We start from the raw sequence: 25,881 nt of genomic DNA, 5'->3' as shown, positions 1-25,881 counted from the left end.
AATTTACTTAAACTTATTGGGATTTGAAAAAATGATTGCGGTTAAAATAATATTAGGTAAAAAATCATAATTCAAAATTCATAATTTACGTTTGAAACTGTATATTTGCCTTTATTTTTAAATGAAAAATGGATAAGAACACTCAAGAATTTTATGATAGATTAAAAGTAGAGTTGGACATGAGCAATACATGGCCGGCAGAATACTTGTTTAAGTTTATTGTGCCAACTGAAGAGGACAATATCGAACGTGTTCAACTGGCTTTTGATTGTATGGGAGCGGTTATAAAAACGACAAAATCTAAGACGGGTAAGTTTACCAGTATATCTGTTGATGTAACCATGAAAGATTCACAAGAAATAGTAGATAAATACCTAGAAGTTTCTACCATTAAGGGAATTATTTCTCTTTAGATACAAAACTAAATTTTGATGCATATACAATCGAATGATTGCAAATCTTCGAAAAAGAGCATGTAAGATTAAAAAATATACATTCGAATATGAATTCAAAATATATTAAAGAAAACTCGAACGATGTGGTGCATCATTTGGAATATAATGCGGAAAGATCGCATTTGATTATTCCAGAATATGGACGCCATTTGCAAAAATTAATTGATCAAGCGACCAAAATTGAAGATGATGTAGAACGCAATAAAGCGGCAAAATACATTATTCAGGTTATGGGAAGTTTGAATCCACATTTGCGTGATGTTCCTGATTTTCAGCACAAGTTGTGGGATCAGATTTTTATTATGTCTGATTTTAAATTAGTGGCTGATTCTCCATACCCAATTCCATCCCGTGAAGTATTACAATTGAAACCGGATGTGTTAAGTTATCCTCAGAATTTTCCAAAATATAGATACTACGGCAACAACATAAAATACATGATTGATGTAGCCAATAAATGGGAAGATGGTGAAATGAAAAGTGCTTTAGTGAAAGTTATTGCTAATCACATGAAAAAATCCTATTTGAGTTGGAACAAAGACACTGTTAAGGATGATGTTATTTTCGAACATTTATATGAATTGTCAGGCGGTAAATTGAATTTGCTTCAAAGTACCGAAGAGCTTCTTAATACCACTGATTTATTGCGAACCAATAAGCGAGTTTCTAATAAAATCTCACCGGCTGGTCCTCCAAAAAATCAAAGTAATAAGAATACAAAAACTGGAAAACCAAATCCGATTCACAAAAATCAAAATAGAAAACCGTTGTAAAATTTAGTTATAAGGTATCAATTATAAGTTATGAGTTTAAAAAAATCGTAGTTTATCAATTCATAGTTTATTCATTCATAATTCATAATTGTAAAAAAATATGGGAATTTTTAAAATAGAAGGCGGCATTAGTCTTAAAGGAGAAATCACGCCACAAGGAGCCAAAAATGAAGCATTACAAATTTTATGTGCTGTTCTTTTAACCCCTGAAAAAGTGATTATTAATAATATTCCTGATATTATTGACATCAATAAACTAATTACGCTTTTAGGAAATTTAGGAGTTAAAATCCAAAAAACTGGATCTGGCTCTTATACTTTTCAAGCTGATGAAGTGAATATAGCGTATTTAGAAACCGAAGCATTCAAGAAAGAAGGCGGTTCTCTTCGTGGTTCTATTATGATTGTTGGACCACTTTTGGCACGATTTGGAAAAGGATATATTCCAAAACCAGGTGGTGATAAAATTGGACGTAGAAGATTAGATACCCACTTTGAAGGATTTATAAATCTTGGAGCAAAATTCCGTTACAACAGAGAAGATCATTTTTATGGTGTAGAAGCGCCTAAAGGATTGAAAGGTGCCGATATGTTACTGGACGAAGCTTCAGTTACCGGAACAGCAAATATTGTTATGGCTGCCGTTTTGGCCAAAGGAAAAACAACAGTTTATAATGCTGCTTGTGAACCTTATTTACAACAATTGTGTAAGATGTTAAACTCCATGGGAGCTAAAATTACAGGTGTTGGGTCTAACTTATTGACTATTGAAGGTGTTGAAAGTTTAGGTGGTTGTGAGCATAGAATTCTTCCTGATATGATTGAAATAGGAAGCTGGATAGGTCTTGCTGCAATGACAAAATCAGAAATCACGATAAAAGATGTAAGTTGGGATAACTTAGGAGTAATCCCTAATACTTTCAGAAAACTTGGAATTACCCTGGAGCGTAAAGGAGATGATATTTACATTCCTGCTCACGTAGACGGATATGAAGTAAAAACAGATATTGACGGTTCTATTTTAACAATTGCAGATGCTCCTTGGCCTGGATTTACTCCGGATTTATTAAGTATTGTTCTTGTTGTTGCCACTCAAGCGAGAGGTGATGTATTGATTCATCAAAAAATGTTTGAAAGCAGATTGTTCTTTGTGGATAAATTAATTGATATGGGGGCTAAAATCATGTTGTGTGATCCACACCGTGCCGTTGTTATGGGACACGATTTCAAATCACAATTGAAAGCCACCACAATGTCTTCTCCGGATATTCGTGCGGGAATCTCATTGTTGATTGCTGCGCTTTCAGCAAAAGGAACAAGTACCATTCAGAATATTGAACAAATAGACAGAGGGTACGAGCGTATTGACGAACGATTGAGAGCTATTGGCGCTAATATTGTACGTGCATAAATCAAATAAATAATTACAAAAATATCGTTTAAGTAAACCAAATTGGATTTGAATCTAACCATTCAATACGGTTTACTTAAACGTTTTTAATTTTAATTCATCTTTAGAAAAAGAGCATGTCAACGGAACAAACAGCGATAAAGGCCACTTATTTTAGTATTATTGGAAATACATCTTTGGCCATTATTAAAGGTCTGGCAGGTTTTTTTGGAAATTCGTATGCTTTAATAGCGGACGCAATTGAATCTACCACGGATATTTTTGCTTCATTTTTAGTTTTATTTGGAATAAAATATTCGAATAAACCTGCAGATAAAAATCATCCTTACGGACATGGAAGGGCAGAGCCTTTGATCACTTTTTTGGTTGTTGGTTTCTTAATCACTTCTGCCACCATCATCGCTTATGAAAGTATCATCAATATTGGTACGCCACATGAATTGCCAAAACCATGGACATTAATCGTTCTAGGGGCAATAATTATTTGGAAAGAGTATTCCTTTCGAGTAGTGATGAAAAGGAGCATTCAAACCAATAGTTCTTCTTTGAGAGCTGATGCTTGGCATCATCGTAGCGATGCTATAACATCGGTAGCGGCATTTCTTGGGATTTCAATTGCTTTGATTTTAGGAAATGGATACGAATCTGCTGATGATTGGGCTGCACTTTTTGCTTCGGGATTCATTCTTTATAATAGTTATCAAATATTCAGACCCGCTTTGGGCGAAATCATGGATGAACATTTATACGATGATTTGATTGAGCAAATTAGAATAGTTTCACTTCAAGTAGACGGAATAATAGATACCGAAAAGTGTTTTATTCGAAAAGCAGGAATGCAATATCACGTAGATTTACATGCAATTGTGGATTCGAATATTACAGTAAAAGAAGGGCATGATTTAGCACACAAACTGAAAGATACCTTGCGAGAGGAAATCCCGGAATTAGGTCACGTTTTGATTCACGTAGAACCGAATTAATTTCATAATTTAATTAATTTTGAAATTTATAAGACAAAAAAAAGGCACAAGAAATAATCTTCTTGCGCCTTTTTTTCTTGTGGAAGTTTTACTCTAAAATATTTAAAAATTTAAGTCCAAAAACTACTCCGTCACCTTGAAATCCATTTTGGTAGGAACGTACATAGTCAACTCTTAGCATCTTAAATTTTCCAAATCCTAAATTATCTAAACCTATCGTGAACTCAGTGTATGGCTTAATATTTGGTGTAGAAAGTGTATGAGCACCTAGAATTAATGTTGATTTTAATTTATTCAACAACGGAATTTTATTCATAAAATATCCTTCGTCATTGTATTCTGCGTGTGCTTCAAAATAACGGTTATTTGTACTGTTAGAATAATAAGGCAATAAGTTAAAAACATTCAAGTAGCGTTCTGTCTGACCTATGTGTGTTTGATTGCCATTGAAATGTTTGTAATCTACAAAGGAGATATTTTCTGCATTCAGGAATTTCCCGGCTTTTAAATTCATTCCTAGAGTTCCTTTATTTTCTAATTTTAAATCATAAGTTAATCGTGCATTTACATGGTCAAATTCATATTTTTTTTCATTGGCAGCAAAGCCTTTTTCATATCCTAAAAATAGTGTAGGATATTTTTCATTTCTTATATTATATTTTCCGTCTGGACGAGAAGAATATTTGTTTCCAAAATTGATTCTCGCATTTAAAGTAGCTTTCGTCAAATGGTGTTTTTGAAAAGCTGGAGTGGTGAAATCATTTGGTGCCAAAGGATTATTTGAAGTGTATAAATCATCCTTCTTAAACAAAGAAAAATCAGTGTTGTTGAATAATGGTTTACGTTGCTGGTATTCTATTTTTCCATTTAGGTTTACTCCATTTGCAATATTTTGGCTGTAGCCAATTGCCCCCGATTCCAGATTATACAACTTCATGAAATTGTTCTTGAATGCCAATGAACTTATCGAATTTATAGTAGCACTAATGGGTTGTTCTGCATTAAATTGTTTGACTGAACTACCTCCTGTCATATATAAAGTAGCATAATTCTGATTGTTGAACCGATGGATAAATTGTCCTGTTACACGCAAACGATCTTCAGCAAAACCGTAATTGATTTTTGTACTTATAGAAGTGTATATTCCTTTCTTTTCTTGATTTTTCCAGTTGGAGTATCTAAATCCCGAATCAAAATTATATCCTTGTACAGTATTGAAACTTAGAGAACCTAGATTTAGTAATCCTTCGTAACTAAAGGAATTTTTCTCTGAACTGTTTCTATAAGTATAACCCGTTAGGATTTTCAGCAGTTTAAATTTATTCCCTTTTGCATCAATAGAGTCTAAATATTTTTTAGAATTTCGAACCTTATAAATACTGTCTTTTCGAATATAATCATTACTCTCTTCAATTGTTAAAGGAATGGGTCTGTTGCTATTCCAAAAAATAGAATCTTTTTTATTTGAATTTATTTCGACACTTGTAATCTCATTTGTAAACGTTTTTTTAGCAAACGAATTCACAAATTCGTAATTACTGTAGACATAGGTGTATTTTCCATTGAATTTTATTCCAAAGGCTCCTGCTGTAATATCAAGACTTTGTGTGTTTTTAGCCCAAATTTTGTTGCTTTTGTTGTAACTGAAGTTTTGTTTTAGGGTCATTACATCTACAAATTCTTCTTTCATTCGATAACCTTTAATGTCCAAGTCAACGGCATATATGGCCCAAGAATCTTCAACAATATAAATGTAACCTTCAAAAACAGGTTCGCTGTCACGTTTTGCAGTAACTTTTATTTTATTAATCATTTGATTATTGGCATCATAAAAAGTACTTTCTAATTTGTATTTATAATAATTGAAAGCATTATTTGCGATAGGAGAAATCATATTAACTCCAAAATCAATCGTATTGTCATAGAAGTCATAAAACGAAGATCTGGCCGTATTGTAACTGTAGCCATTATCTCTTCCGCTTACTTTGGAGGCGGTTACGACTTCTCTTAGATTATTGGGTTTCTCAAAAGTAATTTTAGAAAAAGTTTCAGACAATGAAATAATTCCCGTTCCTGTAGAATCCAAAGAACCATTCAGATCGCCAATTTTTTGACCAAATATTTTTTTAGGGGCATTTTTTAGTTTGAAAATTCCTCTGGAATAAAAATCAGCATTGAAACGTACTGTTTTTTCAGTATTTTCTTTTTTGCTGGCAATCGCTTTTTTTATGATAGCAATTGCAGGATTGATTTTGGTATTGATTACAACTTCATTCAAAGAATAACTTTCTTCAATCATTTTAACGTCAAATGAATAGGGTAATTTATCCGTCTGAATTGTTATTCTTTGTGTTTTAAAACCTAAAAATTGAAATACTACTGTTTGCTTTTCCGCTTTCTTCAAGTTGAGTTCATATTTACCTACTTCATTTGAGGTAGTCCCATTATAGGTTTCTTCTTGAAAAATAGTCACAAAAGGCAGAGGATTCCCTTTTTCGTCAGAAACGGTTCCTTTTATTTGTGCATAGTTGGTAAGCGACACCAATGAAATTAGAAGTAGGTAGTATTTTCTCATGAAAGTTTTTTCTTTCACAAAAATATAAGAAGTTTAAAAAGAGGCTATTAATTATTTGTTAAACATTTATAAGAATATTTTTATTCTAAAATGGGACATACACGAAAGATTGAATAGCCAATTCATAACTTTTTAAACCAAAACCTAAGATTACTCCTTTTGCATTTCCAGAAATGTAGGACTGATGTCTGAAACTTTCACGTGAAAATGTATTGGAAATATGGACTTCAACAACTGGAGTTGTGATAGCTTTAATGGCATCACCAATGCCAATGGAAGTGTGGGTATAAGCGCCAGCATTTAGAATAATACCATCGTAGGTGAAACCAAATTCCTGAATTTTATCAATTAATTCCCCTTCAATATTACTCTGAAAATAGGAGAATTCTATTGTTGGAAATTTTATTTGTAAAGTCGTAAAATATTCTTCAAAGGTTAAGCTGCCATAAACTTCTGGTTCGCGTTTTCCTAAAAGATTGAGATTTGGTCCGTTGATGATACTAATTTTCATAATTCCAGTTTTGGTAAAAATAAAAAAACCGTTCTAATTTAAAGAACGGTTTTGATAAATTTAATTTTTTTATTTCTAGAATTTAAATCCAGCAGAAACTTGCACTACTGAGTTCTTGATATCAGCATCTTTAGATGCTTCAGTAAGGCCTAATACATAACGTCCTTGTATAAAAATGCTTTTTGTAACATTTAGTGTTAAACCTCCGGCAACTCCAAACTCAAAAGTTTCAGACTCTTTAAAATCCACATTTTTTCTTTCGCTCAATAAAAAAGAGGCTTGGGGACCAAGATCTAAACTGACTGTTTTATTGAAATTAAATTTTGCTAGAACGGGAATAGATAGATAACCCAATTCATTTTTGAATTCTTCAAAAGCATTTTTATAGGTTGCACCTTGTGTAGAGTACAATAATTCGGGCTGAATTGAAAAACCGTCAGTTACTTTGATTTCGGCAATTAAACCAGCGTGATAACTGGTAATAGCTTCTTTATCATAATTTTCACTATTTATTGTAATATCACTACCAGTTTGGTTGGCATAGTTTAAACCAGCTTTAATTCCAAACTTGACTAATTGTGCTTGCATGTCTACAGACGTGGCAAGAAGTACTACTGCTACTAAAATTATTTTCTTCATAATTTGTTTTTTATATTAATAATTGAATTGGGACTTTTACTTAAAACTATTTTGTTTAAGTATTATTGTTTAATTTTTCTTAAAATGCATTGCTGCAAAAATTAGTCCACTAAATTACAAAAGTAATATTAAGTGTCCTTTTTTATTTTTTTAAAATATAAAATAATGATAATCAGATATTTATAAATGTTATTTTTATTGTTTTTAATCTGATTTATTTGATATTCAACGAGTTTTTCTTTTAAATAAGTCTTCTCCTATTTGATTTTTTTAACTTTGGTAGTATTAATTTTAAATGAAAAATCATGAAAAAAATTATTTTAATGGTAATTACCGTGTTCACTTTTGGTTTTGTGAATGCTCAAGAGAAAGCAGATATGGCATTTGGAGTCAAAGGAGGTTTGAATATCTCTACAATTACTAATGCTGATGTAGATGGAGTAAATTCGAAATCTTTAATAGGATTTCATGTTGGTTTTTTTGGAGAATTTATGATTAGTAATAAATTTGCGATTCAACCTGAAGTTTTGTACTCTGCGCAAGGAACTGAATTAGAGTTTGAGGGTGTAAGTGGAGATTTAAAATTAGATTATATTACTATTCCGGTTATGGCTAAATATTATGTAGCGGATGCTTTTAGTCTTGAACTAGGCCCTCAAATAGGTTTTTTAGTCTCTGCTAAAGCTAAATCCGGAGGAGAATCTGAGGACGTTAAGGACGAGCTTAAATCAACAGATGTAAGTTTAAATTTTGGTGCAGGATATGATATTACGCCAAACTTTATGATTGGTGTGCGTTATAGTTTTGGTCTGACACGTTTACAAGATGAAATTTTCCCCGGAGAAGATGAATCTAAAAACTCTGTTTTTCAAATTTCAGTAGGTTACAAATTTTAATATTTTTAAAAAGTTAATATCTTAAACCTCTCAATCTGGGAGGTTTTTTTATGTAAAGTCATAATTAAAATATGTTAATAACTTATAATAGGTAGGAAGTGTAGTACTTTATAATTAATATACTTTTATGTCGTTATTAACAATTAAACATACAAAATGAAAAGAATTATTCTAGCAGTACTTATTACTTTCGTTGGTTTCAACGTTTATTCGCAAAAAAAAGATGGTTTTAGAGTTGGTTTAGATTTAGGAGTTGTTCCTACTAATGGAGGTGGTGGCATCTTATTTTCTTTGGAACCAAAGTATAATATTCAGGATAATATGAATATTGGTTTAAGAATGGGTGTTGCAGCGATAGTTCGTGATGTAGAAAGTACTAATGGGCAAATTGATAATGCTAAGCTTTCTGCGAGTAGTTCGTTTTTAGGTACTTATGATTATTATTTTAACAAATCTGGAAAATCTTTTGTCCCTTATATTGGAGGTGGAGCGGGTTATTATGCTATTGGAAATGTTGAATTTAATGAAGCTGATGTGGATGCTGGAACAGAATTACAACCGGAAGTTAGCGGTGTATTTGGTGGTTTAGTTAGAGCTGGTTTTGAATGGGGTAAATTCAGAATGGGTCTGGAGTATAATTTAGTTCCTGATACTAATTTAGAAGATTCTAACGGAGTTAATAAAGGCTCTGTAGCAAATTCTTATTTAGGGATTCATTTAGGATTTTATTTGGGTGGAGGAAAATGGGGAAAATAACCTATTATTCTTAAAAAATACTTTTAAAACCACTCTTTGTAGTGGTTTTTTTATGCTCAAAAAAGCGTTACTTTGCAACTATGAATTGGATTTCCTGCATCAAAAGCTATCAGTCATACTTGAAAATTGAACGCGGTTTGTCTAAGAATACTATAGATAATTATTCTTTCGATATTGAACGGTTGTGTCTTTTTTTGACTAAAAATGGAATTGTTGTTTCACCAATAAAAATTGGAGAAGAAACGATTCAGCAATTTATTTATAGTGTAGCTAAGGAAGTCAATCCACGTTCACAAGCCAGAATCATATCGGGTCTTAAAAGTTTTTTTAGTTATATGGTCTTTGAAGATTATCGAGCAGATAATCCATTAGAACTTATTGAAACTCCCAAAACAGGCAGGAAACTTCCCGATACTTTATCGGTAGAAGAGATTGATAGTCTTATTTTTGCGATTGACTTAAGCGCTAACGAAGGCGAACGCAATCGCGCCATGCTCGAAACCCTTTATGGATGTGGATTAAGGGTTTCCGAATTAGTTTCTTTGAAAATTTCGGATTTATTTTTTGAGGAAGGTTTTGTTAAAATAACGGGTAAAGGAAATAAACAGCGTTTTGTGCCCATAAGTGATTTAACGCAGAAGTACATTCAAATTTATAGGAATTCTATTCGAACATCTATTACTATTCAAAAAGGTTTTGAGGATACGCTCTTTTTGAACAGAAGAGGGAAACAGTTAACAAGAGCCATGATTTTTACTATCATTAAAAACTTAGCGGTCAAAATAGATTTGAATAAAACGATAAGTCCGCATACTTTCCGACATTCTTTTGCTACTCATCTTTTAGAAAACGGAGCTGATTTGCGCTCTATACAATTGATGCTTGGGCATGAATCGATAACAACTACTGAAATATATGTGCATCTTGACAGAACATTTCTGACACAAGTTCTAAATTCATTTCATCCCAGAAAGTAACATTTTGTTAATAATTTAAAGTTTAGAATTGTTTAAGAAAGAAAAGGTTTACGGTTTAAGTCTAAAATTAAATTTTTAAAAAATCAGCATAAGATTCCATCAAATTGGTGCGATTTTATTGTTAATTTGTCTGTTAAATAAAAAATATAATCTAAATTGTTCACATATTAAATGTTATAAAAAAGAGTATGGTTTTTGATTTTCCCCAAAACGGAAATTGCCAAGAGGTAAATGATTTTTACAGTAAATTATTTAATGAGATCCCAGATTTAATTTTTGAGTTTGTGATTGCTCCGGGTAATACCTATTTATTTCCTTTAGTGAGTAAATCGGTAAACGATTTTTTTGAATTGTCTTCAAATCATTTTGTTGACAGTGACAAATTTTTGGTCTATGATAGGATATTTGAAGCGGATCGATTGTTGTTTTTTCAGTCATTAGTACATGCAAAAAGGAATATTACAAGATGGGATTTTGAGTTTCGGGTTTTATTGCCTAAAAAAGGATTACGTTGGCTTAAAGTTTCATCAAAACCAGAATTGTATCCGGATGGTAATATTGCTTTTTATGGAAGAATTTCGGATGTGACCGACCTAAAAGAACAGGAGATTAAACTTAAAATTTCTGAAGAACGTTTTAAATTTGCTCTTGAAGCTTCTACAGCAGGAGTGTGGGATTGGGATTTAACGACCAATAAAGTTTTTTATTCCTCACAATCCATGAAAATCCTGGAGCAGGAATCTTTGGATATTTTTGATAATCCGGAGCGTTGGGATGAAATTGTGCATCCTGATGATTTAGAAAAATATTACTCTGAAATACATGATCATTTTGATAATAAAACACCATTTTATGAAAATTACCACCGTGTTTTAACTTCAAGCGGAAAATACAAATGGATTTTAGACAGAGGTAAAGTAATTGAGCGTAATGAAGATGGGAAGCCATTGCGAGTTATTGGCACGCATACTGATATTTCCTCGCAAAAAGAGAAAGAGTTAGAATTAGTGCGAACGATGGAATTATATAGTCAGCAAAATAGCAGACTATTGAATTTTTCACATATTGTATCCCATAATTTAAATACACAAGCAGGAAATATTAAATCACTATTAGACATTATTGATGCCGATGAAGATTTAGAAAGTAACAAAGAAATGTTGGCTCATTTGCGCACTGTTTCCAATGACTTAAACGAAACAATAGCTAATTTGACTCAATTGGTATTAATTCAAAGTAATTCGAACATTCCGATCAAATCATTAGACTTGAATTTATATTTAAATAAGACTTTAGATTTGATCAAGAATTTAAAAAATTATAATCAAGTTGCCATTATTAATGAGATTCCTGAGGGCGTTTTTGTTGATTTTAATCCTGCGTATTTAGAAAGTATTTTGTTGAATTTTACAACAAATGCCATAAAATATTCGAATCCTAATAAACCAGTAGAGATAAAATATTTTTTCGCTTTGGAAAATGGTAAAAAAACGTTGTCAATTTCTGATAACGGATTGGGTATCGATTTGAAGAAATATGGAGATTCTCTTTTTGGGATGTATAAAACATTTCACAAGCATGAAGAGGCTAGAGGATTAGGATTGCATATCACAAAAAATCAAATAGAATCGATGAAAGGGACTGTTTCGGTTGAAAGTGAAGTAGGAGTAGGAACTACTTTTAAAATCGTTTTTCACGACAGTTTAAGTGATTAGTTAATTGTGTTCGATAGATCTAAAGTATCTTATAAAGTAATTAAATAGCATGTATAAAAAAACTTCTCAATGATGAGAAGTTTTTTTATATGTAAAATTTAAATAAATTATTTAGCGATATTCACGGCTCTTGTTTCACGAATTACAGTTACTTTAACTTGTCCAGGATACGTCATCTCTGTTTGGATTTTTTGAGAGATATCAAAAGATAAGTTAGCCGCGTTTTCATCAGAAACTTTTTCGCTTTCCACAATTACACGAAGTTCTCTACCGGCTTGAATGGCATATGCATTTTTCACACCGCTGAATCCATAAGCTACTTCTTCAAGATCTTTTAGACGTTGAATATAAGAATCCAATACTTGTCTTCTCGCTCCTGGTCTTGCACCTGAGATTGCATCACAAACCTGAATAATTGGCGATAATAATGATTTCATTTCAATCTCATCGTGGTGTGCTCCAATAGCGTTACAAACCTCTTCTTTTTCACCATATTTCTCAGCCCATTGCATTCCTAATAATGCGTGAGGTAAATCACTTTCAGCATCTGGAACTTTACCAATATCGTGTAATAAACCAGCTCTTTTAGCCAATTTTACGTTTAAGCCAAGTTCAGCTGCCATGATTCCACAAAGTTTAGAAACTTCACGGGAGTGTTGTAATAAATTCTGTCCGTAAGAAGAACGGTATTTCATACGTCCTACCACTTTAATCAATTCAGGATGTAAACCATGAATTCCTAAATCGATAACGGTACGTTTACCAACTTCTATAATTTCATCGTCAATTTGTTTAGCGGTTTTTGCAACTACTTCTTCAATACGAGCTGGGTGAATTCTTCCGTCAGTTACTAATTTATGTAAAGCCAAACGTGCAATTTCTCTACGTACAGGATCAAAACAAGAAAGGATAATCGCTTCTGGTGTATCATCTACAATGATTTCTACTCCAGTCGCAGCTTCCAGTGCACGGATATTTCTACCTTCACGACCAATGATTCTACCTTTTACGTCGTCAGATTCAATGTTAAATACCGAAACACAGTTTTCTACTGCTTCTTCTGTACCAACTCTTTGAATGGTATTGATGATGATTTTTTTAGCTTCTTGTTGTGCAGTTAATTTTGCCTCTTCAATAGTGTCTTGAATATGAGACATTGCTTTGCTTTTTGCTTCCGCTTTCAATCCTTCTACTAATTGATCTTTAGCTTCTTCAGCAGATAAACCGGAGATGACTTCCAATTGTTGCAATTGACTTTTATGCAATTTGTCAACTTCAGATTGTTTCTTATCTAGGTTTTCAATTTTAGTGGTGTATTCTAAAGTTTTAGATTCGAAATCATCATTTACTTTTTTAGCTTTTGATAATTCATTAGAAACTTGAGATTCTTTATCACGAACTCTTTTTTCTATTTCTGCAACTTTTTTATCACGGGATAAAATAACTTGTTCGTGCTCTGATTTTAATTCAATAAATTTTTCTTTTGCTTGAAGAATTTTATCTTTTTTTATGTTTTCAGCTTCCAGATTTGCATCTTTTAATATGGATGCTGCTTCTTTTTTTGCGTTTTTAATTAAGTTTGAAATATTGCTTTTTTCAATCAATTTGGCGATCCCAAAACCTCCCGCAATACCTATAATTCCTGAAATAATAATCGTTAATATGTTGTCCATGTTTGTTAAAATTTATATATAAAAAAGCCTACATTAGATTGCTTGTATAAACTCGAAAAGACAAGTTTTGAGCTAACTCGTTGTTCAAGCTTCCAAACTGAATTGGCTTGCTATAGTAACGATGATTTGCTCATTCTAAATTGTTAGTGTTGAGTTTACCAAATATGAACTAATGTAGGCAGTATCTTAGTTTTTGTAAAGAACGTTTATTTGTCGAGATATTGATCTAAAATCGCATTGATTTTTTTAATTCTTTCGATGGTTGCTTCTCCATCTATCGCATTATCAATTTGTTTTTGTTCCGTTTGTGAGGCAAATTGTAAAGCACACATGGCTAATACATCTTGCTTGTCACGAACAGCATAATTTTCTTCAAATTGCTTGATCATCGTATCAATTTTTTTAGAAGCGCTTCTAAGGCCTTCTTCCTGAGAGAAATCAACCGTTAACGGGTAGACTCTGTCTGCGATTGATATTTTAATTTTAAGCTTTTCGTCCATATCTTTTATTAATCTGATAGCTGTGCTATACAGTAATCAATTTCGCGAATTAATGAATTTATTTTAAGCTTCGTATCTCTTTTATTATCGTCACTGCCTAGTAATGTATTTGCTACTTTGAGTGTTTCATACTGCGTTTTTAGCGCTTCAATCTCTTGTGACTGAGTTTGTATTATGGATGCAGTTTTTGTTAATTCGTTTTTCAAATCTTGATTATTTTTCTCCAAACCTTTCATTTTTGTAAAAAGTTTTTCAATCTTACTTTCAAGAGTATCAATAATTTCTGCAATTGCACTCATTATATATCTTATTCATTACATAATCATACAAAGTTAGTATTCCTTTTTAATTTTGCAATATTTTATTATTTTTTTTGCATTAAATTAATTAAATATCAGTTGTACAAATGGTTACGAACCATTTTTTTTATCGCTGTTTTGAATACTTTTTTTATCTTAGCAAAAATGTAAACGATGAGATTTTCTGTATTTTTTTTATTTTTTTGCACTTCTGTTTTTGCACAAGTTGACTATCCAAAAGATTATTTTATATCTCCTTTAGATATTCCGATGCAATTATCAGGAAATTTTGGAGAATTGAGACCCAACCATTTTCATGCAGGTTTTGATTTAAGAACGCAACAAAAAGAAGGATTGAAAGTATACGCAGTGGCCGATGGTTATGTATCAAGAATAAAGATTTCTACTTTTGGTAACGGAAAAACTATTTACATCAACCATCCGAATGGGTATACTTCAGTTTATGGGCATTTAAAAATGGCCAATGGCGAAATAGAAAACTACATCAAGAAAACGCATTATAAAGAAGCGTCATTTGAAATCGAAATGTTTTTTAAACCTGATGAAATGGTAGTAAAAAAAGGAGAAATCATTGCTTTTTCCGGTAATACAGGAGCTTCAGAAGGGCCACATTTACATTTTGAATTTCGGGATACTAAAACAGAGTTTATAATCAATCCGATGCTTTTTGGGTACGATAAATTTTTAAAAGATACAAAGAAACCTGTCGTTTCCGGAGTTTATGTGTATCCTTTGGATTCAAAAACTACGGTTAATCACTCGAAACGACCTTTGTTGCTAAATGTCTCCTTGCAAAAAGATGGAACTTACCTTTCTGATAAAGTAGTTGCAAACGGTACAATAGGTTTTGGTATTTCGGCTTATGATACTGATGATGTTTCGTTTAATAATAACGGAGTATATAAAGTGCAGTCTTTTTATAATGGAAAACCAAATTTCGGTTATGAATTCAATACCTATTCATTTGACGAAATGCGCTATATCAATGCGCTGATTGATTATTCGAGATATAAGAAAATGCAGCAACGGGTTCAGAAATTATTCATGAAAAACCCGTATAATCTGAGCATTATACAAGCCGATGAAAATAAAGGAGTTTTACAGGTAACTCCAAATTTAGCATCGTTATATCGTATTGAAGTTTCGGATTTTTTTGGAAATAAAAAGACAATAGCCATTCCTATTCAATATGATTTATTGTCTATAACTATAAGTCCTGAGCCAGTGCAATCGAACTATTTTGTAAAAGCGAATAAAGACAGCAATTTTGCTTTAGCAAATATGTCGGTTTTCTTTCCTGCGGGAACTTTTTATGAAGATTTTGATTTGAATTTTGATGTAAAAAATGACACGTTGTTTTTACACGACGATACAGTTCCTGCTCACACTAATTTTACGGTTTCAATTGAAGATACAAAATCGACTGAAGCGCAGAGAGAGAAAATGTTCATTGGCAGAATAGAAGGAAAGAAAATAAATTACAATCCAACCTATAGAAAAGACAGCATATTCAATACAAAGGTTAAAATTTTAGGTAAATATGCTTTGGTTGCAGATACTATTGCACCAAAAATAACTATGGCGGTTCCTGTTGAAGGGAAATGGATCAGCGAGCAAAAAACAATTCAGCTTTCTATATACGATGACGTGTCTGGCATAAAATCATACAACGGCTATTTAAACGGAAAATGGGTGTTATTCGAATTTGATAATAAAACCAGAAAACTAACCCATTATTTTACTGATGGAATTGTCGCTGAAGGTGCCAATGATTTAAAAGTTGTTGTGATTGATAATGTAGGAAATTCAACTACCTTTGAAACTCGTTTTTTTAGAAGCCAAAAAAAATAAAAACCAAATCATTTGAGTACTAATAAATTAATTTTTGTTTTCTTTTTCTTCTTCGTAAGCCTATCTTTATTGGCTCAAACGGCTAGAATAAAAGGAGTTATTTTAGACAAAAACAATCAACCCGTAGGTAACGTAAATGTTTCTTATTCCAGTATTGGCACTCAATCCAATAAAAATGGATTTTACGATCTAAAAGTTCCTGCGAACCAAAAAGTAACGCTTGTTTTTACGCATGTTTCGTTAAAAAAAATAACAATAACTTTTTCTTTGGATTCCAATGAGCAAAAGGAATTCAACCCAGTGATGAGTGATCAGGAAGAACAAATGGGTGAAGTGATTGTGACGTCCAATAACAGAAAGCTGATTCAAGGGATTTCTACAATTGAGCCTGAGGTTATTCGGAAAATTCCTGGAGCTAATGCCGGTATCGAAAATATTTTAAAAACCTTACCTGGAGTAAACTCTAATAACGAATTGAGTACACAATATGCCGTGCGCGGTGGGAATTATGATGAGAATTTGGTTTATGTAAACGAAATTGAAGTCTATCGCCCGTTTCTGATTCGTTCGGGACAGCAAGAAGGTTTGAGTTTCACTAATACTGATTTGGTACAAAATGTGGACTTCTCGGCGGGAGGTTTTCAAGCTAAATTCGGAGATAAACTATCGTCTGTTTTAGATATTACGTATCGAAAACCGGTTAAATTTGGTGCAAGCCTTGAAGCGAGTTTTCTTGGCGGAAGCCTTTCTGTTGATGCGGTTTCTAAAGATAAAAAATGGTCTGCGGTAACGGGAGTTCGATATCGAAACAACAGCCTTTTGGTAAAAAGCCAAGAGACACAGACTAATTTTACGCCGTCATTTGCAGATATTCAAACCAATATAAATTATCAGGCCTCGGCTAAATGGCAGTGGAGTTTTTTAGGGAATATTTCTCAAAATAAATACCAATATCAGCCATTGACGAGACAGACTACTTTTGGAACCATAGATAATCCTATGGCACTTACTGTTTTTTATGAAGGTCAGGAAAAGGATAAATACGATACTTATTTTGGAGCTTTAAAAACAACATTCAATGTTTCTGATAATTTTACGTTGAAATTCATCGGTTCTGTTTTTCATACTTTAGAACAAGAATATTTTGATATTTTCGCCCAATATCGTTTAGGTGAAGTGGATTCCAGTATTGGGTCAGAAACTTTTGGAGAAGTTGCTTTTACAAGAGGGATTGGTTCGCAGCTGAGTCATGCCAGAAATGATTTGGATGCACTAATTGTAAATACCGAGATAAAAGGATTTCACGATTGGAAAGAAAATCAATTTGAATGGGGAATTAAATATACACGGGAATCCATTCGTGACAGAATAATAGAGTGGGAGGTAATTGATTCGGCTGGTTTTTCATTGAATCCACCAATTATTGATTTGCCTAAAAATGATCAACCGTATTCGCCTTACACCGGACCGTTTGTTCCGTATCAAAATATTCGATCGACTAATTTTAACTCCATCAATAGATTTTCGGGTTATGGTCAATGGAGTTTGAAATCGAATATTGGTTCGAGTGAAGTTTGGTATAATGCCGGCGTGCGCATGCACAATTGGGAAGTTATAGGTACTGCTATAACTGGAAAGTCCCAAATTACTTTTAGTCCCAGAGCACAGTTTGCCATAAAACCAGCCTGGGAGAAAGATATGGTTTTTAGACTTTCAGGAGGATTATACCATCAGCCGCCATTTTACAGGGAATTGAGAGGTGCGGATGGAATGGTGCAACCCAATACTAAGGCGCAACAATCGGTGCATATTGTTTTTGGAAATGATTATAGTTTTAAGATGTGGGATCGTCCTTTTAAATTAGTCTCGGAGTTGTATTATAAATCGCTGACAGATGTAAATACGTACACGATTGACAATGTTCGCATTCGTTACGCAGCCAATAATAATGCAACAGCCTATGCTCAAGGATTAGATGTTCGCTTGAACGGGGAATTTGTTCCCGGAACGGAATCTTGGTTTAGCTTTGGCTATTTGAAAACAGAAGAAAATAGTGATGATAAAGGATATATTGCCAGACCTACAGATCAACGACTGAAATTTGGGCTTTTGTTTCAAGATTATATGCCTAATATTCCAAGTATAAAATTGTACTTGAATTTGGTTTACAATACTGGATTGCCGGGAGGTTCGCCATCGTATGCTGATTCTTACTTATACCAAAATCGATTGAATGATTACCGCCGTGTAGATGTTGGTTTCTCCAAAGTTTTCATAGATAACACTACAAGAAAAGAGAATAATACGGGTTGGTTCAAAAACTTTAAAGAGTTGGCGATAGGATTAGAAATTTTTAATCTTTTTGACAATCAAAATGCCATTACGAATACTTGGGTTCGGGATGTATATTCGAAAAATCAATATGCAATTCCTAATTATATGACCACCAGAGTTTTTAATGTAAAATTGACTGCGAAGTTATAAACGTTAAGAAGTGGTAAAGTTTAACCCAATTTTAATTCGTTAAATCAAGTATTGAATGGCGTTACCATTTTTAAAAATGATTACATTTGAATTTTAATAGTACAACAACATGAAAAAACTACACATCACAATATTAGGAATCGCAATTTTGCTTTTAACCAGTTGTAAAGAAGAGGTTGAAAAACCAAAAGTTACTTACGATGGAGCGAGTAGGGCTAAAGAACTAGCCAAAGCGGATTCTACCCAAATACAAATTGCCGATTTGCCACTTCAAATGGAAGGAACGGATTATTTGATTCATCCCGTAGCTGATTTAAGCATTCGTGAGAAAGGCATAAAATCGAGATATGGTTCTTCCAGTGTGAACGATTTGAGTTTTACAATATCGAACTATGGTGAATATGAAATCACCGGTTTTTTACAGAATTTAAAATTTCAAAAAGTAGATTCGGATTCCATCAGAAAATTGACAGACAAACCTGTTTTGATTCAAACTGCTACGTATTTGAAGTCAGTTGCTGACAAAACCAATAACCAGATTATGGTGTATACTATGGTTGATATGGATACGAATAAAGACGGGAAATTAGATACAAGTGATATAAAAGCATTGTATTTAAGCGAAATCAGCGGGGAGAAATTTACTAAAATATCTTCCGATTTTCAGGAATTAATAGATTGGAAATTGATAGGTTCAAAAAATCGTTTGTACTACAGAACAGTTGAAGATACTAACAAAAACGGAGAGTTTGATAAGAAAGATGTGGTGAATTATTACTATATCGATTTGTCAAAAAAGGAATGGAAAATAATTGGTTACGAGCCAGTTTAGAAGTGTCGATTTTAAATCAAAATATCACTTTCCAAGTCTGATTTTTCAATGGTGAAATCAAATCCCAGTTGTTTTACTAATTGAATGACCAGGTTTTTATACCAGTTTTCGGATTTGGGATGAATGTATATTTTTTCAATCAATTGATTGATATCTACATTGATTTTAAGTCCCTCATTGATTTTGATGTCACTTTTACCAATGTCTGTAATGATGCGTACTTCGCCTTCATATTGAAAACTTTTTCGCTTGAATAAAAAAGGAAAAAACATATCATCAAACGGAATGTGTTCTTTTTTGTAATCGATGTAATTTACTTCCCCAATATATTGATTGAAATTAGTTTCCGGAACAAGGGATTCTTGTAATCTGCCAATGGTTGATTGAATCGCCAAACCTTCACTGTTTTGCGTGAAAATTTGCCACATAGCAAACGATTCATATTCATTGATATGCCAGCTGCTAATCGCAACTTTTTCCCGATGTGTTTTGTAATAATTTAAAAAGTCAGGATTGTCAATGGAAAGTTTTTTTATTTCCTCAAAAGTGGGTTCGCTAAAAGTGCCTTCATATTGATCTTCAAATTTATCAGATCGTGACATGAATAACTTCTCAGACATTAATAAATCTAAGAATTTAGATAAGTCAAGATATTTCCAAACAATAGTATTTGGGTCTTCAGGTAGTTTTATGTTTTGATTATTGATGTACATTTAAATTATTTAAAAAATTGTCGGGGCAACAAGTAAATAAGACATGTAAAGTTCACCAATTTATTTTAGAATTATGATTTAAGGACTTGTTTTTTTATAATGATTTTTTGTCCATTCAACTTTTCTATTTCATAGCTGTCTTTTTTAAGATTTTCAATTCTCCACAATAAAAAATCACACTCGTCTATAAAATACGTTGCAGCTAAACCATTTATTGATTTTATTTCTTCTTCTGTTGCTAATTCTTTTGCTGAACTTTGAGAATTGTTGTTCTTGCCGACTATTATTAACTTGCCATTTTTTAAAAAACAATCGGCATCAAAACTCATTTGTAAAGAAATAGGTTTGTTTGAAAGTTTCAAATAATATTTAGAATTGTCATTGTTTAGTATCATAATTGAGGATAATTGAGAAAAGAATTTGAGCCCGATTTTATTTTCAATATTGGCCCTGATTTCAATTTTTAAATCATCAAATCGTGTGTTGCCTATCATCAAATTATCAAAGCTTAAAGTCTCGTACTTGTTGATTTCCATATTTGAAAGACTCATTGTCAATCGCGAACCAGAAATTATTGCATCTTGATTTTCCTGTTTTAGTTTTTTAAAAAAGGGTTCTTTCTCAGAAACTTCAAAAAAGTCGTTATATCCTAAGTCTACTAAACAGTTTTTGAATTCAGTTTCATGGATATTAAAAGTAGTAAAATGTCTGTTGTTTTTATAATTAATGGGCATTTCAAGCATTTCGTCAGAATATTCAAAAGTTGATTTTGAGACGTATAAAAGTTTTTTTTCAAAATCAATTTTCCAGTTCAGCTTGTTGATTGCATTTGCACCCAATAAATAATAATTATTACAAGCCAAAAACGGCATGTCATAAACGACACTTTTTATATTTTTAATTTCGAAAGAGCCAATTGTTACTGTTTCAATCATGGCTTCTGACATTGAGTTTACATTCTCATTGCTGTCAGTGATATTCTTTTTTCCTGTGATTTTTATATTAGCGCTATTCGCTTTTTCAGCGGTTATCACTCCAATAGCGGCACCTGTATCTAACACAAAATCAGTTTCGACACCATTTATTTGTCCCTTGAAAACTAATAATGATGATGTAGTTGTAAAAGGAATTGTATCAATTTTGACAGATTGAGCTTTGCTTAAAAAAGATATTAAAAACAGCACTGAGAGTAGTAGATTTTTTCTCATTGGTATTGATTTGATTTTTGAGATTTTAGTTTTCGTAATGTTCGACCGATGAAGATACCACCAATAATTCCTGGTAAACTCCACGCTAAAACTGCGGGTAAAAAAGTGTTATTAATGACAAGAAATGCCGTAAAAGCAGCAATATAAGCTCCAGTCATTCTACCGATATGATTCCTTAATCCGTATAATTTATCAGTTACTTTTCCGGTGTAAGCTTTGTATTCAACGGAACATAATCGCAAACTAATACTTCCAAACAAAATATAAACTATCCCGAAAATTTGTTTTGCTAACATATATTTAAACCCAATATAAAAGAAGATAATACTGGAAATAAGCATTAGAATAGTTAAAAAAGCATCGCCTATTTTAGGTTTTTGACCCAGATGAGCCTTTTTTAAATGGATCATTCGATATCCTGAAATAGACAGGTAAATTGTAAACACGCCTACTATAAAAAGGAATAAGTTAGGATGTACATACGAAAGGTAGAATGCGCACAAACCAGTTGAAACCATTGCTAAAGTAAATACTTTGCCAAGTTTTTTATGAATGACATCTCCTTTTTTGCGAATTAAAAGCAGCGTTCCTAACAGTAATGCGGTGAATCCGGAAATGATATGAATGGTTAATATAATTTTGAAAATCATATTTTTCAGTATTAAATTAAAAAGGTTGAGTAAATATATTAGATGTTACTCAACCTTTTTTAAATTTTTTACTGAACTGTAATTTTAACAGCCTGAAGTGTATTTTATGGTAACTTACTCGAAAGACTGCATGGTAACTAATTTATTATATGTCCCATTCATTGCAATAAGTTCCTCGTGTTTTCCTTGCTCCACTATTTTTCCTTTTTGCATTACCACAATCAAATCGGCTTTTTGAATGGTAGACAGACGGTGTGCAATAACAATTGAAGTTCTGTTTTGCATCATGTTTTCAAGTGCTACTTGAACGAATTTTTCACTTTCGGTATCCAATGCTGATGTAGCTTCATCTAAAATCATAATTGGAGGATTTTTCAAAACCGCTCTGGCAATGGATAATCGTTGTTTTTGTCCACCGGAAAGTTTGTTTCCGCTGTCGCCAATATTTGTATGAATTCCTAGTGGCAAGTCTTTCACAAATTCGTAAGCATTTGCAATTTTTAGGGCTTCAATGATTTCTGCATCGGTGGCATCATGTTTTCCCAAAGCAATATTTGCTTTTATAGTATCATTAAACAAAATACTGTCTTGCGTTACTAATCCCATTAAATCACGAAGGGAATGCAGGTTCATGTCTTTGATGTCAATTCCATCAATAGCTATTGTACCTTCATTTACATCATAAAAACGAGTCAATAAATTGGCAATCGTACTTTTTCCACTACCAGATTGTCCTACAAGAGCAACAGTTTGTCCTTTCTTAACTTGAAGCGAAAAGTCTTTTAAAACGTTCTCGTCTTCATATCTGAAATTAATATTTTTAATTACTATACTGTCTTCAAAAGTTAATTTTTTAATCGCATTTTCGCTGTCTGTGATCTCATTTTTTACTTCTAAAACTTCAAAAACACGTTGGGCTGCTGCTAGTCCATTTTTTACTGAATAGGAAGCTTTAGATATGGCTTTGGCAGGAGTTAAGATGTTATAAGCAAGACCCATATAAGCTAGAAATTTAGCTCCATCAAGTAAGGCTTTTCCATTAGGTAATTTGTCAACAAGTACCATTTTTCCACCAAACCAAAGCAATATGCAAATAGTAATAATCCCTAAGAACTCACTTAAAGGCGTAGCCAAGTTGTTTTTTTTACCTATGCTGTTAGACAATTTTAAAACTCGGGTAACTGAATCATTAAATTTTTGTTTAAAATTTGATTCGGCATTGTAACTCTTAACAACTTTTAGTCCAGATAAAGATTCTTCTACAATAGAAATTAGATAGCCGTTTTCATATTGTACTCTTTCGGATTTGCTGCGCAGTGATTTACCAATTTTTGATATTAATAGTCCTGAAAGAGGGATGAAAATAAAGACAAACAAGGTTAGCTTGAAACTGATTGCAATCATACCAACGAGGGTGAATATGATGGTCATTGGCTCCTTAACGATCAATTCTAAGACAGAAAAAAAAGAGTTTTGAACCTCATTTACATCACCTAACATTCGAGCCATAATATCACCTTTTCTTTTTTCAGAATAGTAGGAAACTGGTAAGTTGATGATTTTGTGATACATTGAATTTCTTAAATCCTTCAATACACCATTTTTAAGATGCATCAAATGATTAGATGCTAAGTAATTAAATAGATTTTTGAATAGGAAAGTTATACTCACTATGGCAATAACTAACAGTAAGGCAAATTCAGGACCATTCTTTTCGGTTAGTAGTGTGATGTTGTAATATAAGTATTCTTTAGAAAATTTGATGATGTCAAAAATAGACTCTAAAACAGGTTTTTGATTAACTTTTTCAGTAGTACCAAAAAGGACATCCATCATTGGGATTAATGCAATAAAAGACAAGGTGCTAAAGAGTGCGTAAAAAATATTGAATATTACGTTCCAAACCACATGAGAACGGTACGGGTTTGTGAAAGGAATAATTTTTTTGAAATTTGAATCCATTTAAGTTGTTTTTTTATCATCAAGACCCGATAAGTGGAGAACTTATCGGGTCTGTCTGAAAAATCAATTTTGTTTTTTTTTATTAATTCAATTGCATTGAAGTAATAATGTTTTTTATTTTATTGTCCAAAATGCTTTCTACTTCGTTGAAATCTGCTACTGAATCCAATTCCGTATTTACACTGATATAGAATTTTATTTTAGGCTCCGTTCCACTTGGTCTGGCGCAAATTTTAGAACCGTCTTCGGTATAATAAATCAATACGTTCGATTTTGGAATTTCCATTTTGGTTTCCTCATCAGTAAGCAAGTTTTTAGCTATTGAAGATTGGTAATCCTCTACCATGACAACTCGTTGTCCGTTGATTTCTTTCAATGGATTTTCACGCAAATCAATCATCATCTGATTGATTTCCTGTAAGCCATCCATTCCTTTTTTAGTCAATGAAACTAAATATTCTTTGTAAAAACCGTTATCAACATACAGTTGCAGTAGTTCTTTGTAAACCGTGCTTCCTTTTGCTTTGGCTTGAGCCGCAACTTCGCAAATCAATAAAGTAGCTGCAACAGCGTCTTTATCACGTACGGCATCGCCTACCATATAACCAAAACTTTCTTCGCCACCACCAATGAATTCCAACTCAGGAAAATCCTTAATCATCTTGGCAATCCATTTGAAACCAGTCAAACCAACTTTGCATTCTACACCGTAGTTTGTTGCTAATTCCATCATCATAGGAGTAGAAACGATTGTAGAACCCACAAATTGTTTGCCATTGATTTTACCCGCTTTTTTCCATTGTTCCAATAAAAATGCAGTCATCAAAATCATGGTTTGATTTCCGTTAAGCAACGTCATTTTGCCTTCGTTATTTCTAACGGCAATTCCTAAACGGTCACAGTCAGGATCAGTCCCAATAACGATATCCGAATTAGTCTTGTCAGCCAATGCCAATGCCATTGTCAATGCTTCCGGCTCTTCAGGATTTGGAGATTTTACGGTTGGGAAATCACCATTTGGTACTCTTTGTTCTTCAACAATATTCACATTAGGATAACCCGCTTGCGATAAAGTATCAGGAACTAATTTTATAGATGTTCCGTGCAAAGAAGTGAAAACAATATTCAGATTTTTTTTGGCTTCAGCCGAAGTTCCAAAACTGGCATTTTCGATAGTCGATTTGATAAAAGCTTCATCAACTTCTGTATCAATATAGTGTATCAAATCTTCATTGGCAGTAAACTTGATTTGATTGTAATTTAAATTCTCAATAACATTGATGATTCCCTCATCTTCCGGCGGTACAATTTGTCCACCATCTTGCCAGTACACTTTGTATCCGTTATATTCCGGTGGATTGTGAGATGCCGTAAGAACAATTCCGCACTGACAGCCTAAATGTTTCACTGCAAATGACAATTCTGGAGTAGGTCTCAATTCCGAAAATAAATACACTTCAATTCCGTTAGCCGAGAAAACATCCGCAACTAATTTGGCCAACGTATCACTATTATGACGACAATCGTAAGCAATAACTGCTTTCAAAGGCTGGTTAGGGAATGCAGTATGCAAGTAATCCGAAAGTCCTTGCGTGCTTCTTCCAAGTGTGTATTTATTGATGCGATTGTTTCCCACACCCATAACTCCGCGCATTCCACCAGTTCCAAATTCAAGATTTTTATAAAAACTCTCTTCCAGTTCTTTAGGCGATGTAGTCATCAATTCTTTAATCGCTTCCTGCGTAGCGGTGTCAAATATTGGCGTAAGCCACTCATTTACTGCGTCCAAAATGTTTTGTTTGATATCCATTCTATATGTTTTTTAGTTTCTAAATTCGTAATTAAAATTTAAATACAGTTGTTTTGTTTTAGGAGCTATATCCTGATAACAGCGGCATCCTTTTTCTTTTTTTAAAGAAAAAAAAGAAAAAGGATGCCGCTGTTATCAGGGCTAGTTGTAGTGTAAACGATAACTATTATCTTTAAATTTAGTTTTA

Annotated in this window: 22 protein-coding genes; 11 read left to right on the top strand and 11 right to left on the bottom strand. The window is 32.7% G+C overall.

Annotated features, from left to right (window positions below):
* Positions 1 to 128: 128 nt before the first annotated feature.
* The 4 genes from QLS65_RS15060 to QLS65_RS15045 all read left to right on the top strand — a co-directional run bounded on the left by QLS65_RS15060 (position 129) and on the right by QLS65_RS15045 (position 3,622).
* Positions 129 to 413 (top strand): DUF493 family protein, encoded by a 285-nt coding sequence (locus QLS65_RS15060; protein WP_099716115.1) that lies wholly within the window; start codon positions 129 to 131, stop codon positions 411 to 413.
* Between the two features lie 89 nt (positions 414 to 502).
* Positions 503 to 1,228, top strand: coding sequence for a DUF4290 domain-containing protein (locus QLS65_RS15055; protein ID WP_282718550.1), 726 nt, complete (start codon positions 503 to 505; stop codon positions 1,226 to 1,228).
* 100 nt (positions 1,229 to 1,328) lie between these two features.
* On the top strand, positions 1,329 to 2,639 hold the full coding sequence (murA, locus tag QLS65_RS15050; protein ID WP_282711483.1) for a UDP-N-acetylglucosamine 1-carboxyvinyltransferase: 1,311 nt from the start codon (positions 1,329 to 1,331) through the stop codon (positions 2,637 to 2,639).
* 116 nt (positions 2,640 to 2,755) lie between these two features.
* Positions 2,756 to 3,622: a cation diffusion facilitator family transporter gene (locus tag QLS65_RS15045; protein WP_282711482.1), complete on the top strand. Its 867-nt coding sequence runs from the start codon at positions 2,756 to 2,758 to the stop codon at positions 3,620 to 3,622.
* 88 nt (positions 3,623 to 3,710) lie between these two features.
* On the opposite strand, the gene QLS65_RS15040 is transcribed toward QLS65_RS15045, so the two are convergent.
* The 3 genes from QLS65_RS15040 to QLS65_RS15030 all read right to left on the bottom strand — a co-directional run bounded on the left by QLS65_RS15040 (position 3,711) and on the right by QLS65_RS15030 (position 7,347).
* The gene (locus QLS65_RS15040; RefSeq protein ID WP_282711481.1) at positions 3,711 to 6,197 is read right to left on the bottom strand and encodes a DUF5686 and carboxypeptidase regulatory-like domain-containing protein; all 2,487 of its coding nucleotides are present in this window, start codon (positions 6,195 to 6,197) and stop codon (positions 3,711 to 3,713) included.
* An 85-nt stretch (positions 6,198 to 6,282) separates the two neighbouring features.
* Positions 6,283 to 6,708, bottom strand: coding sequence for a type II 3-dehydroquinate dehydratase (gene aroQ, locus QLS65_RS15035; protein WP_282711480.1), 426 nt, complete (start codon positions 6,706 to 6,708; stop codon positions 6,283 to 6,285).
* Between the two features lie 75 nt (positions 6,709 to 6,783).
* Positions 6,784 to 7,347 carry a porin family protein gene (locus tag QLS65_RS15030; RefSeq protein ID WP_282711479.1) on the bottom strand — a complete coding sequence of 188 codons (564 nt, stop codon included), beginning with the start codon at positions 7,345 to 7,347 and terminating at the stop codon, positions 6,784 to 6,786.
* Positions 7,348 to 7,652: 305 nt separating this feature from the next.
* Here QLS65_RS15030 and QLS65_RS15025 point away from each other — a divergent pair, with 305 nt between their 5' ends.
* The 4 genes from QLS65_RS15025 to QLS65_RS15010 all read left to right on the top strand — a co-directional run bounded on the left by QLS65_RS15025 (position 7,653) and on the right by QLS65_RS15010 (position 11,691).
* Entirely contained in the window at positions 7,653 to 8,243 is a 591-nt protein-coding gene (locus tag QLS65_RS15025) for a porin family protein (RefSeq protein WP_282718549.1), read from the top strand.
* Positions 8,244 to 8,399: 156 nt separating this feature from the next.
* Positions 8,400 to 8,999, top strand: a complete 600-nt coding sequence (locus tag QLS65_RS15020) for a hypothetical protein (RefSeq protein ID WP_282718548.1) — start codon at positions 8,400 to 8,402, stop codon at positions 8,997 to 8,999.
* A gap of 80 nt (positions 9,000 to 9,079) precedes the next feature.
* A complete protein-coding gene (xerD, locus tag QLS65_RS15015) occupies positions 9,080 to 9,976 on the top strand; it encodes a site-specific tyrosine recombinase XerD (protein WP_282711476.1) in 897 nt (298 codons plus the stop codon).
* A 188-nt stretch (positions 9,977 to 10,164) separates the two neighbouring features.
* Complete coding sequence (locus QLS65_RS15010; protein WP_282718547.1) at positions 10,165 to 11,691, top strand: PAS domain-containing sensor histidine kinase; 1,527 nt, start codon at positions 10,165 to 10,167, stop codon at positions 11,689 to 11,691.
* Positions 11,692 to 11,798: 107 nt separating this feature from the next.
* On the opposite strand, the gene rny is transcribed toward QLS65_RS15010, so the two are convergent.
* The 3 genes from rny to QLS65_RS14990 form a co-directional block, all read right to left on the bottom strand.
* Positions 11,799 to 13,364, bottom strand: a complete 1,566-nt coding sequence (gene rny, locus QLS65_RS15005) for a ribonuclease Y (protein ID WP_099716106.1) — start codon at positions 13,362 to 13,364, stop codon at positions 11,799 to 11,801.
* 206 nt (positions 13,365 to 13,570) lie between these two features.
* Entirely contained in the window at positions 13,571 to 13,864 is a 294-nt protein-coding gene (locus QLS65_RS14995) for a cell division protein ZapA (protein ID WP_099716105.1), read from the bottom strand.
* 8 nt (positions 13,865 to 13,872) lie between these two features.
* The gene (locus tag QLS65_RS14990; protein WP_099716104.1) at positions 13,873 to 14,163 is read right to left on the bottom strand and encodes a hypothetical protein; all 291 of its coding nucleotides are present in this window, start codon (positions 14,161 to 14,163) and stop codon (positions 13,873 to 13,875) included.
* A gap of 174 nt (positions 14,164 to 14,337) precedes the next feature.
* Here QLS65_RS14990 and QLS65_RS14985 point away from each other — a divergent pair, with 174 nt between their 5' ends.
* From QLS65_RS14985 to QLS65_RS14975, 3 genes are all read left to right on the top strand, one after another.
* Positions 14,338 to 16,035, top strand: a complete 1,698-nt coding sequence (locus QLS65_RS14985; protein WP_282718546.1) for a M23 family metallopeptidase — start codon at positions 14,338 to 14,340, stop codon at positions 16,033 to 16,035.
* Positions 16,036 to 16,047: 12 nt separating this feature from the next.
* A complete protein-coding gene (locus QLS65_RS14980; protein WP_282718545.1) occupies positions 16,048 to 18,519 on the top strand; it encodes a TonB-dependent receptor in 2,472 nt (823 codons plus the stop codon).
* Positions 18,520 to 18,628: 109 nt separating this feature from the next.
* Positions 18,629 to 19,351, top strand: a complete 723-nt coding sequence (locus tag QLS65_RS14975; RefSeq protein ID WP_099716101.1) for a hypothetical protein — start codon at positions 18,629 to 18,631, stop codon at positions 19,349 to 19,351.
* A gap of 11 nt (positions 19,352 to 19,362) precedes the next feature.
* Here the strand turns inward: QLS65_RS14975 and QLS65_RS14970 are convergent, their stop codons facing one another.
* The 5 genes from QLS65_RS14970 to QLS65_RS14950 form a co-directional block, all read right to left on the bottom strand.
* The gene (locus QLS65_RS14970) at positions 19,363 to 20,064 is read right to left on the bottom strand and encodes a hypothetical protein (RefSeq protein WP_282718544.1); all 702 of its coding nucleotides are present in this window, start codon (positions 20,062 to 20,064) and stop codon (positions 19,363 to 19,365) included.
* A 71-nt stretch (positions 20,065 to 20,135) separates the two neighbouring features.
* The gene (locus QLS65_RS14965) at positions 20,136 to 21,272 is read right to left on the bottom strand and encodes a retropepsin-like aspartic protease (protein WP_282718543.1); all 1,137 of its coding nucleotides are present in this window, start codon (positions 21,270 to 21,272) and stop codon (positions 20,136 to 20,138) included.
* Positions 21,269 to 21,922, bottom strand: a complete 654-nt coding sequence (locus tag QLS65_RS14960; RefSeq protein ID WP_282718542.1) for a DUF2306 domain-containing protein — start codon at positions 21,920 to 21,922, stop codon at positions 21,269 to 21,271. Before QLS65_RS14960 ends, QLS65_RS14965 begins: the two co-directional genes overlap by 4 nt.
* A gap of 114 nt (positions 21,923 to 22,036) precedes the next feature.
* A complete protein-coding gene (locus QLS65_RS14955) occupies positions 22,037 to 23,884 on the bottom strand; it encodes an ABC transporter ATP-binding protein (RefSeq protein WP_282711470.1) in 1,848 nt (615 codons plus the stop codon).
* A gap of 82 nt (positions 23,885 to 23,966) precedes the next feature.
* Positions 23,967 to 25,694: a phospho-sugar mutase gene (locus QLS65_RS14950; protein ID WP_282718541.1), complete on the bottom strand. Its 1,728-nt coding sequence runs from the start codon at positions 25,692 to 25,694 to the stop codon at positions 23,967 to 23,969.
* Positions 25,695 to 25,881: the final 187 nt, after the last annotated feature.

Source organism: Flavobacterium algoritolerans (assembly GCF_030010385.1).
GTDB classification, from domain to species: Bacteria; Bacteroidota; Bacteroidia; order Flavobacteriales; family Flavobacteriaceae; genus Flavobacterium; species Flavobacterium algoritolerans.
This window is presented reverse-complemented; position numbering and strand designations above follow the sequence as displayed.

What these genes read in the sequence shown, in the direction of transcription:
- QLS65_RS15060 (WP_099716115.1), top strand. Translation starts at nt 129, where the DNA reads ATGGATAAGAACACTCAAGAATTTTATGATAGATTAAAAGTAGAGTTG.
- QLS65_RS15055 (WP_282718550.1), top strand. Translation starts at nt 503, where the DNA reads ATGAATTCAAAATATATTAAAGAAAACTCGAACGATGTGGTGCATCAT.
- murA (WP_282711483.1), top strand. Translation starts at nt 1,329, where the DNA reads ATGGGAATTTTTAAAATAGAAGGCGGCATTAGTCTTAAAGGAGAAATC.
- QLS65_RS15045 (WP_282711482.1), top strand. Translation starts at nt 2,756, where the DNA reads ATGTCAACGGAACAAACAGCGATAAAGGCCACTTATTTTAGTATTATT.
- QLS65_RS15040 (WP_282711481.1), bottom strand. Translation starts at nt 6,197, where the DNA reads ATGAGAAAATACTACCTACTTCTAATTTCATTGGTGTCGCTTACCAAC.
- aroQ (WP_282711480.1), bottom strand. Translation starts at nt 6,708, where the DNA reads ATGAAAATTAGTATCATCAACGGACCAAATCTCAATCTTTTAGGAAAA.
- QLS65_RS15030 (WP_282711479.1), bottom strand. Translation starts at nt 7,347, where the DNA reads ATGAAGAAAATAATTTTAGTAGCAGTAGTACTTCTTGCCACGTCTGTA.
- QLS65_RS15025 (WP_282718549.1), top strand. Translation starts at nt 7,653, where the DNA reads ATGAAAAAAATTATTTTAATGGTAATTACCGTGTTCACTTTTGGTTTT.
- QLS65_RS15020 (WP_282718548.1), top strand. Translation starts at nt 8,400, where the DNA reads ATGAAAAGAATTATTCTAGCAGTACTTATTACTTTCGTTGGTTTCAAC.
- xerD (WP_282711476.1), top strand. Translation starts at nt 9,080, where the DNA reads ATGAATTGGATTTCCTGCATCAAAAGCTATCAGTCATACTTGAAAATT.
- QLS65_RS15010 (WP_282718547.1), top strand. Translation starts at nt 10,165, where the DNA reads ATGGTTTTTGATTTTCCCCAAAACGGAAATTGCCAAGAGGTAAATGAT.
- rny (WP_099716106.1), bottom strand. Translation starts at nt 13,364, where the DNA reads ATGGACAACATATTAACGATTATTATTTCAGGAATTATAGGTATTGCG.
- QLS65_RS14995 (WP_099716105.1), bottom strand. Translation starts at nt 13,864, where the DNA reads ATGGACGAAAAGCTTAAAATTAAAATATCAATCGCAGACAGAGTCTAC.
- QLS65_RS14990 (WP_099716104.1), bottom strand. Translation starts at nt 14,163, where the DNA reads ATGAGTGCAATTGCAGAAATTATTGATACTCTTGAAAGTAAGATTGAA.
- QLS65_RS14985 (WP_282718546.1), top strand. Translation starts at nt 14,338, where the DNA reads ATGAGATTTTCTGTATTTTTTTTATTTTTTTGCACTTCTGTTTTTGCA.
- QLS65_RS14975 (WP_099716101.1), top strand. Translation starts at nt 18,629, where the DNA reads ATGAAAAAACTACACATCACAATATTAGGAATCGCAATTTTGCTTTTA.
- QLS65_RS14970 (WP_282718544.1), bottom strand. Translation starts at nt 20,064, where the DNA reads ATGTACATCAATAATCAAAACATAAAACTACCTGAAGACCCAAATACT.
- QLS65_RS14965 (WP_282718543.1), bottom strand. Translation starts at nt 21,272, where the DNA reads ATGAGAAAAAATCTACTACTCTCAGTGCTGTTTTTAATATCTTTTTTA.
- QLS65_RS14960 (WP_282718542.1), bottom strand. Translation starts at nt 21,922, where the DNA reads ATGATTTTCAAAATTATATTAACCATTCATATCATTTCCGGATTCACC.
- QLS65_RS14955 (WP_282711470.1), bottom strand. Translation starts at nt 23,884, where the DNA reads ATGGATTCAAATTTCAAAAAAATTATTCCTTTCACAAACCCGTACCGT.
- QLS65_RS14950 (WP_282718541.1), bottom strand. Translation starts at nt 25,694, where the DNA reads ATGGATATCAAACAAAACATTTTGGACGCAGTAAATGAGTGGCTTACG.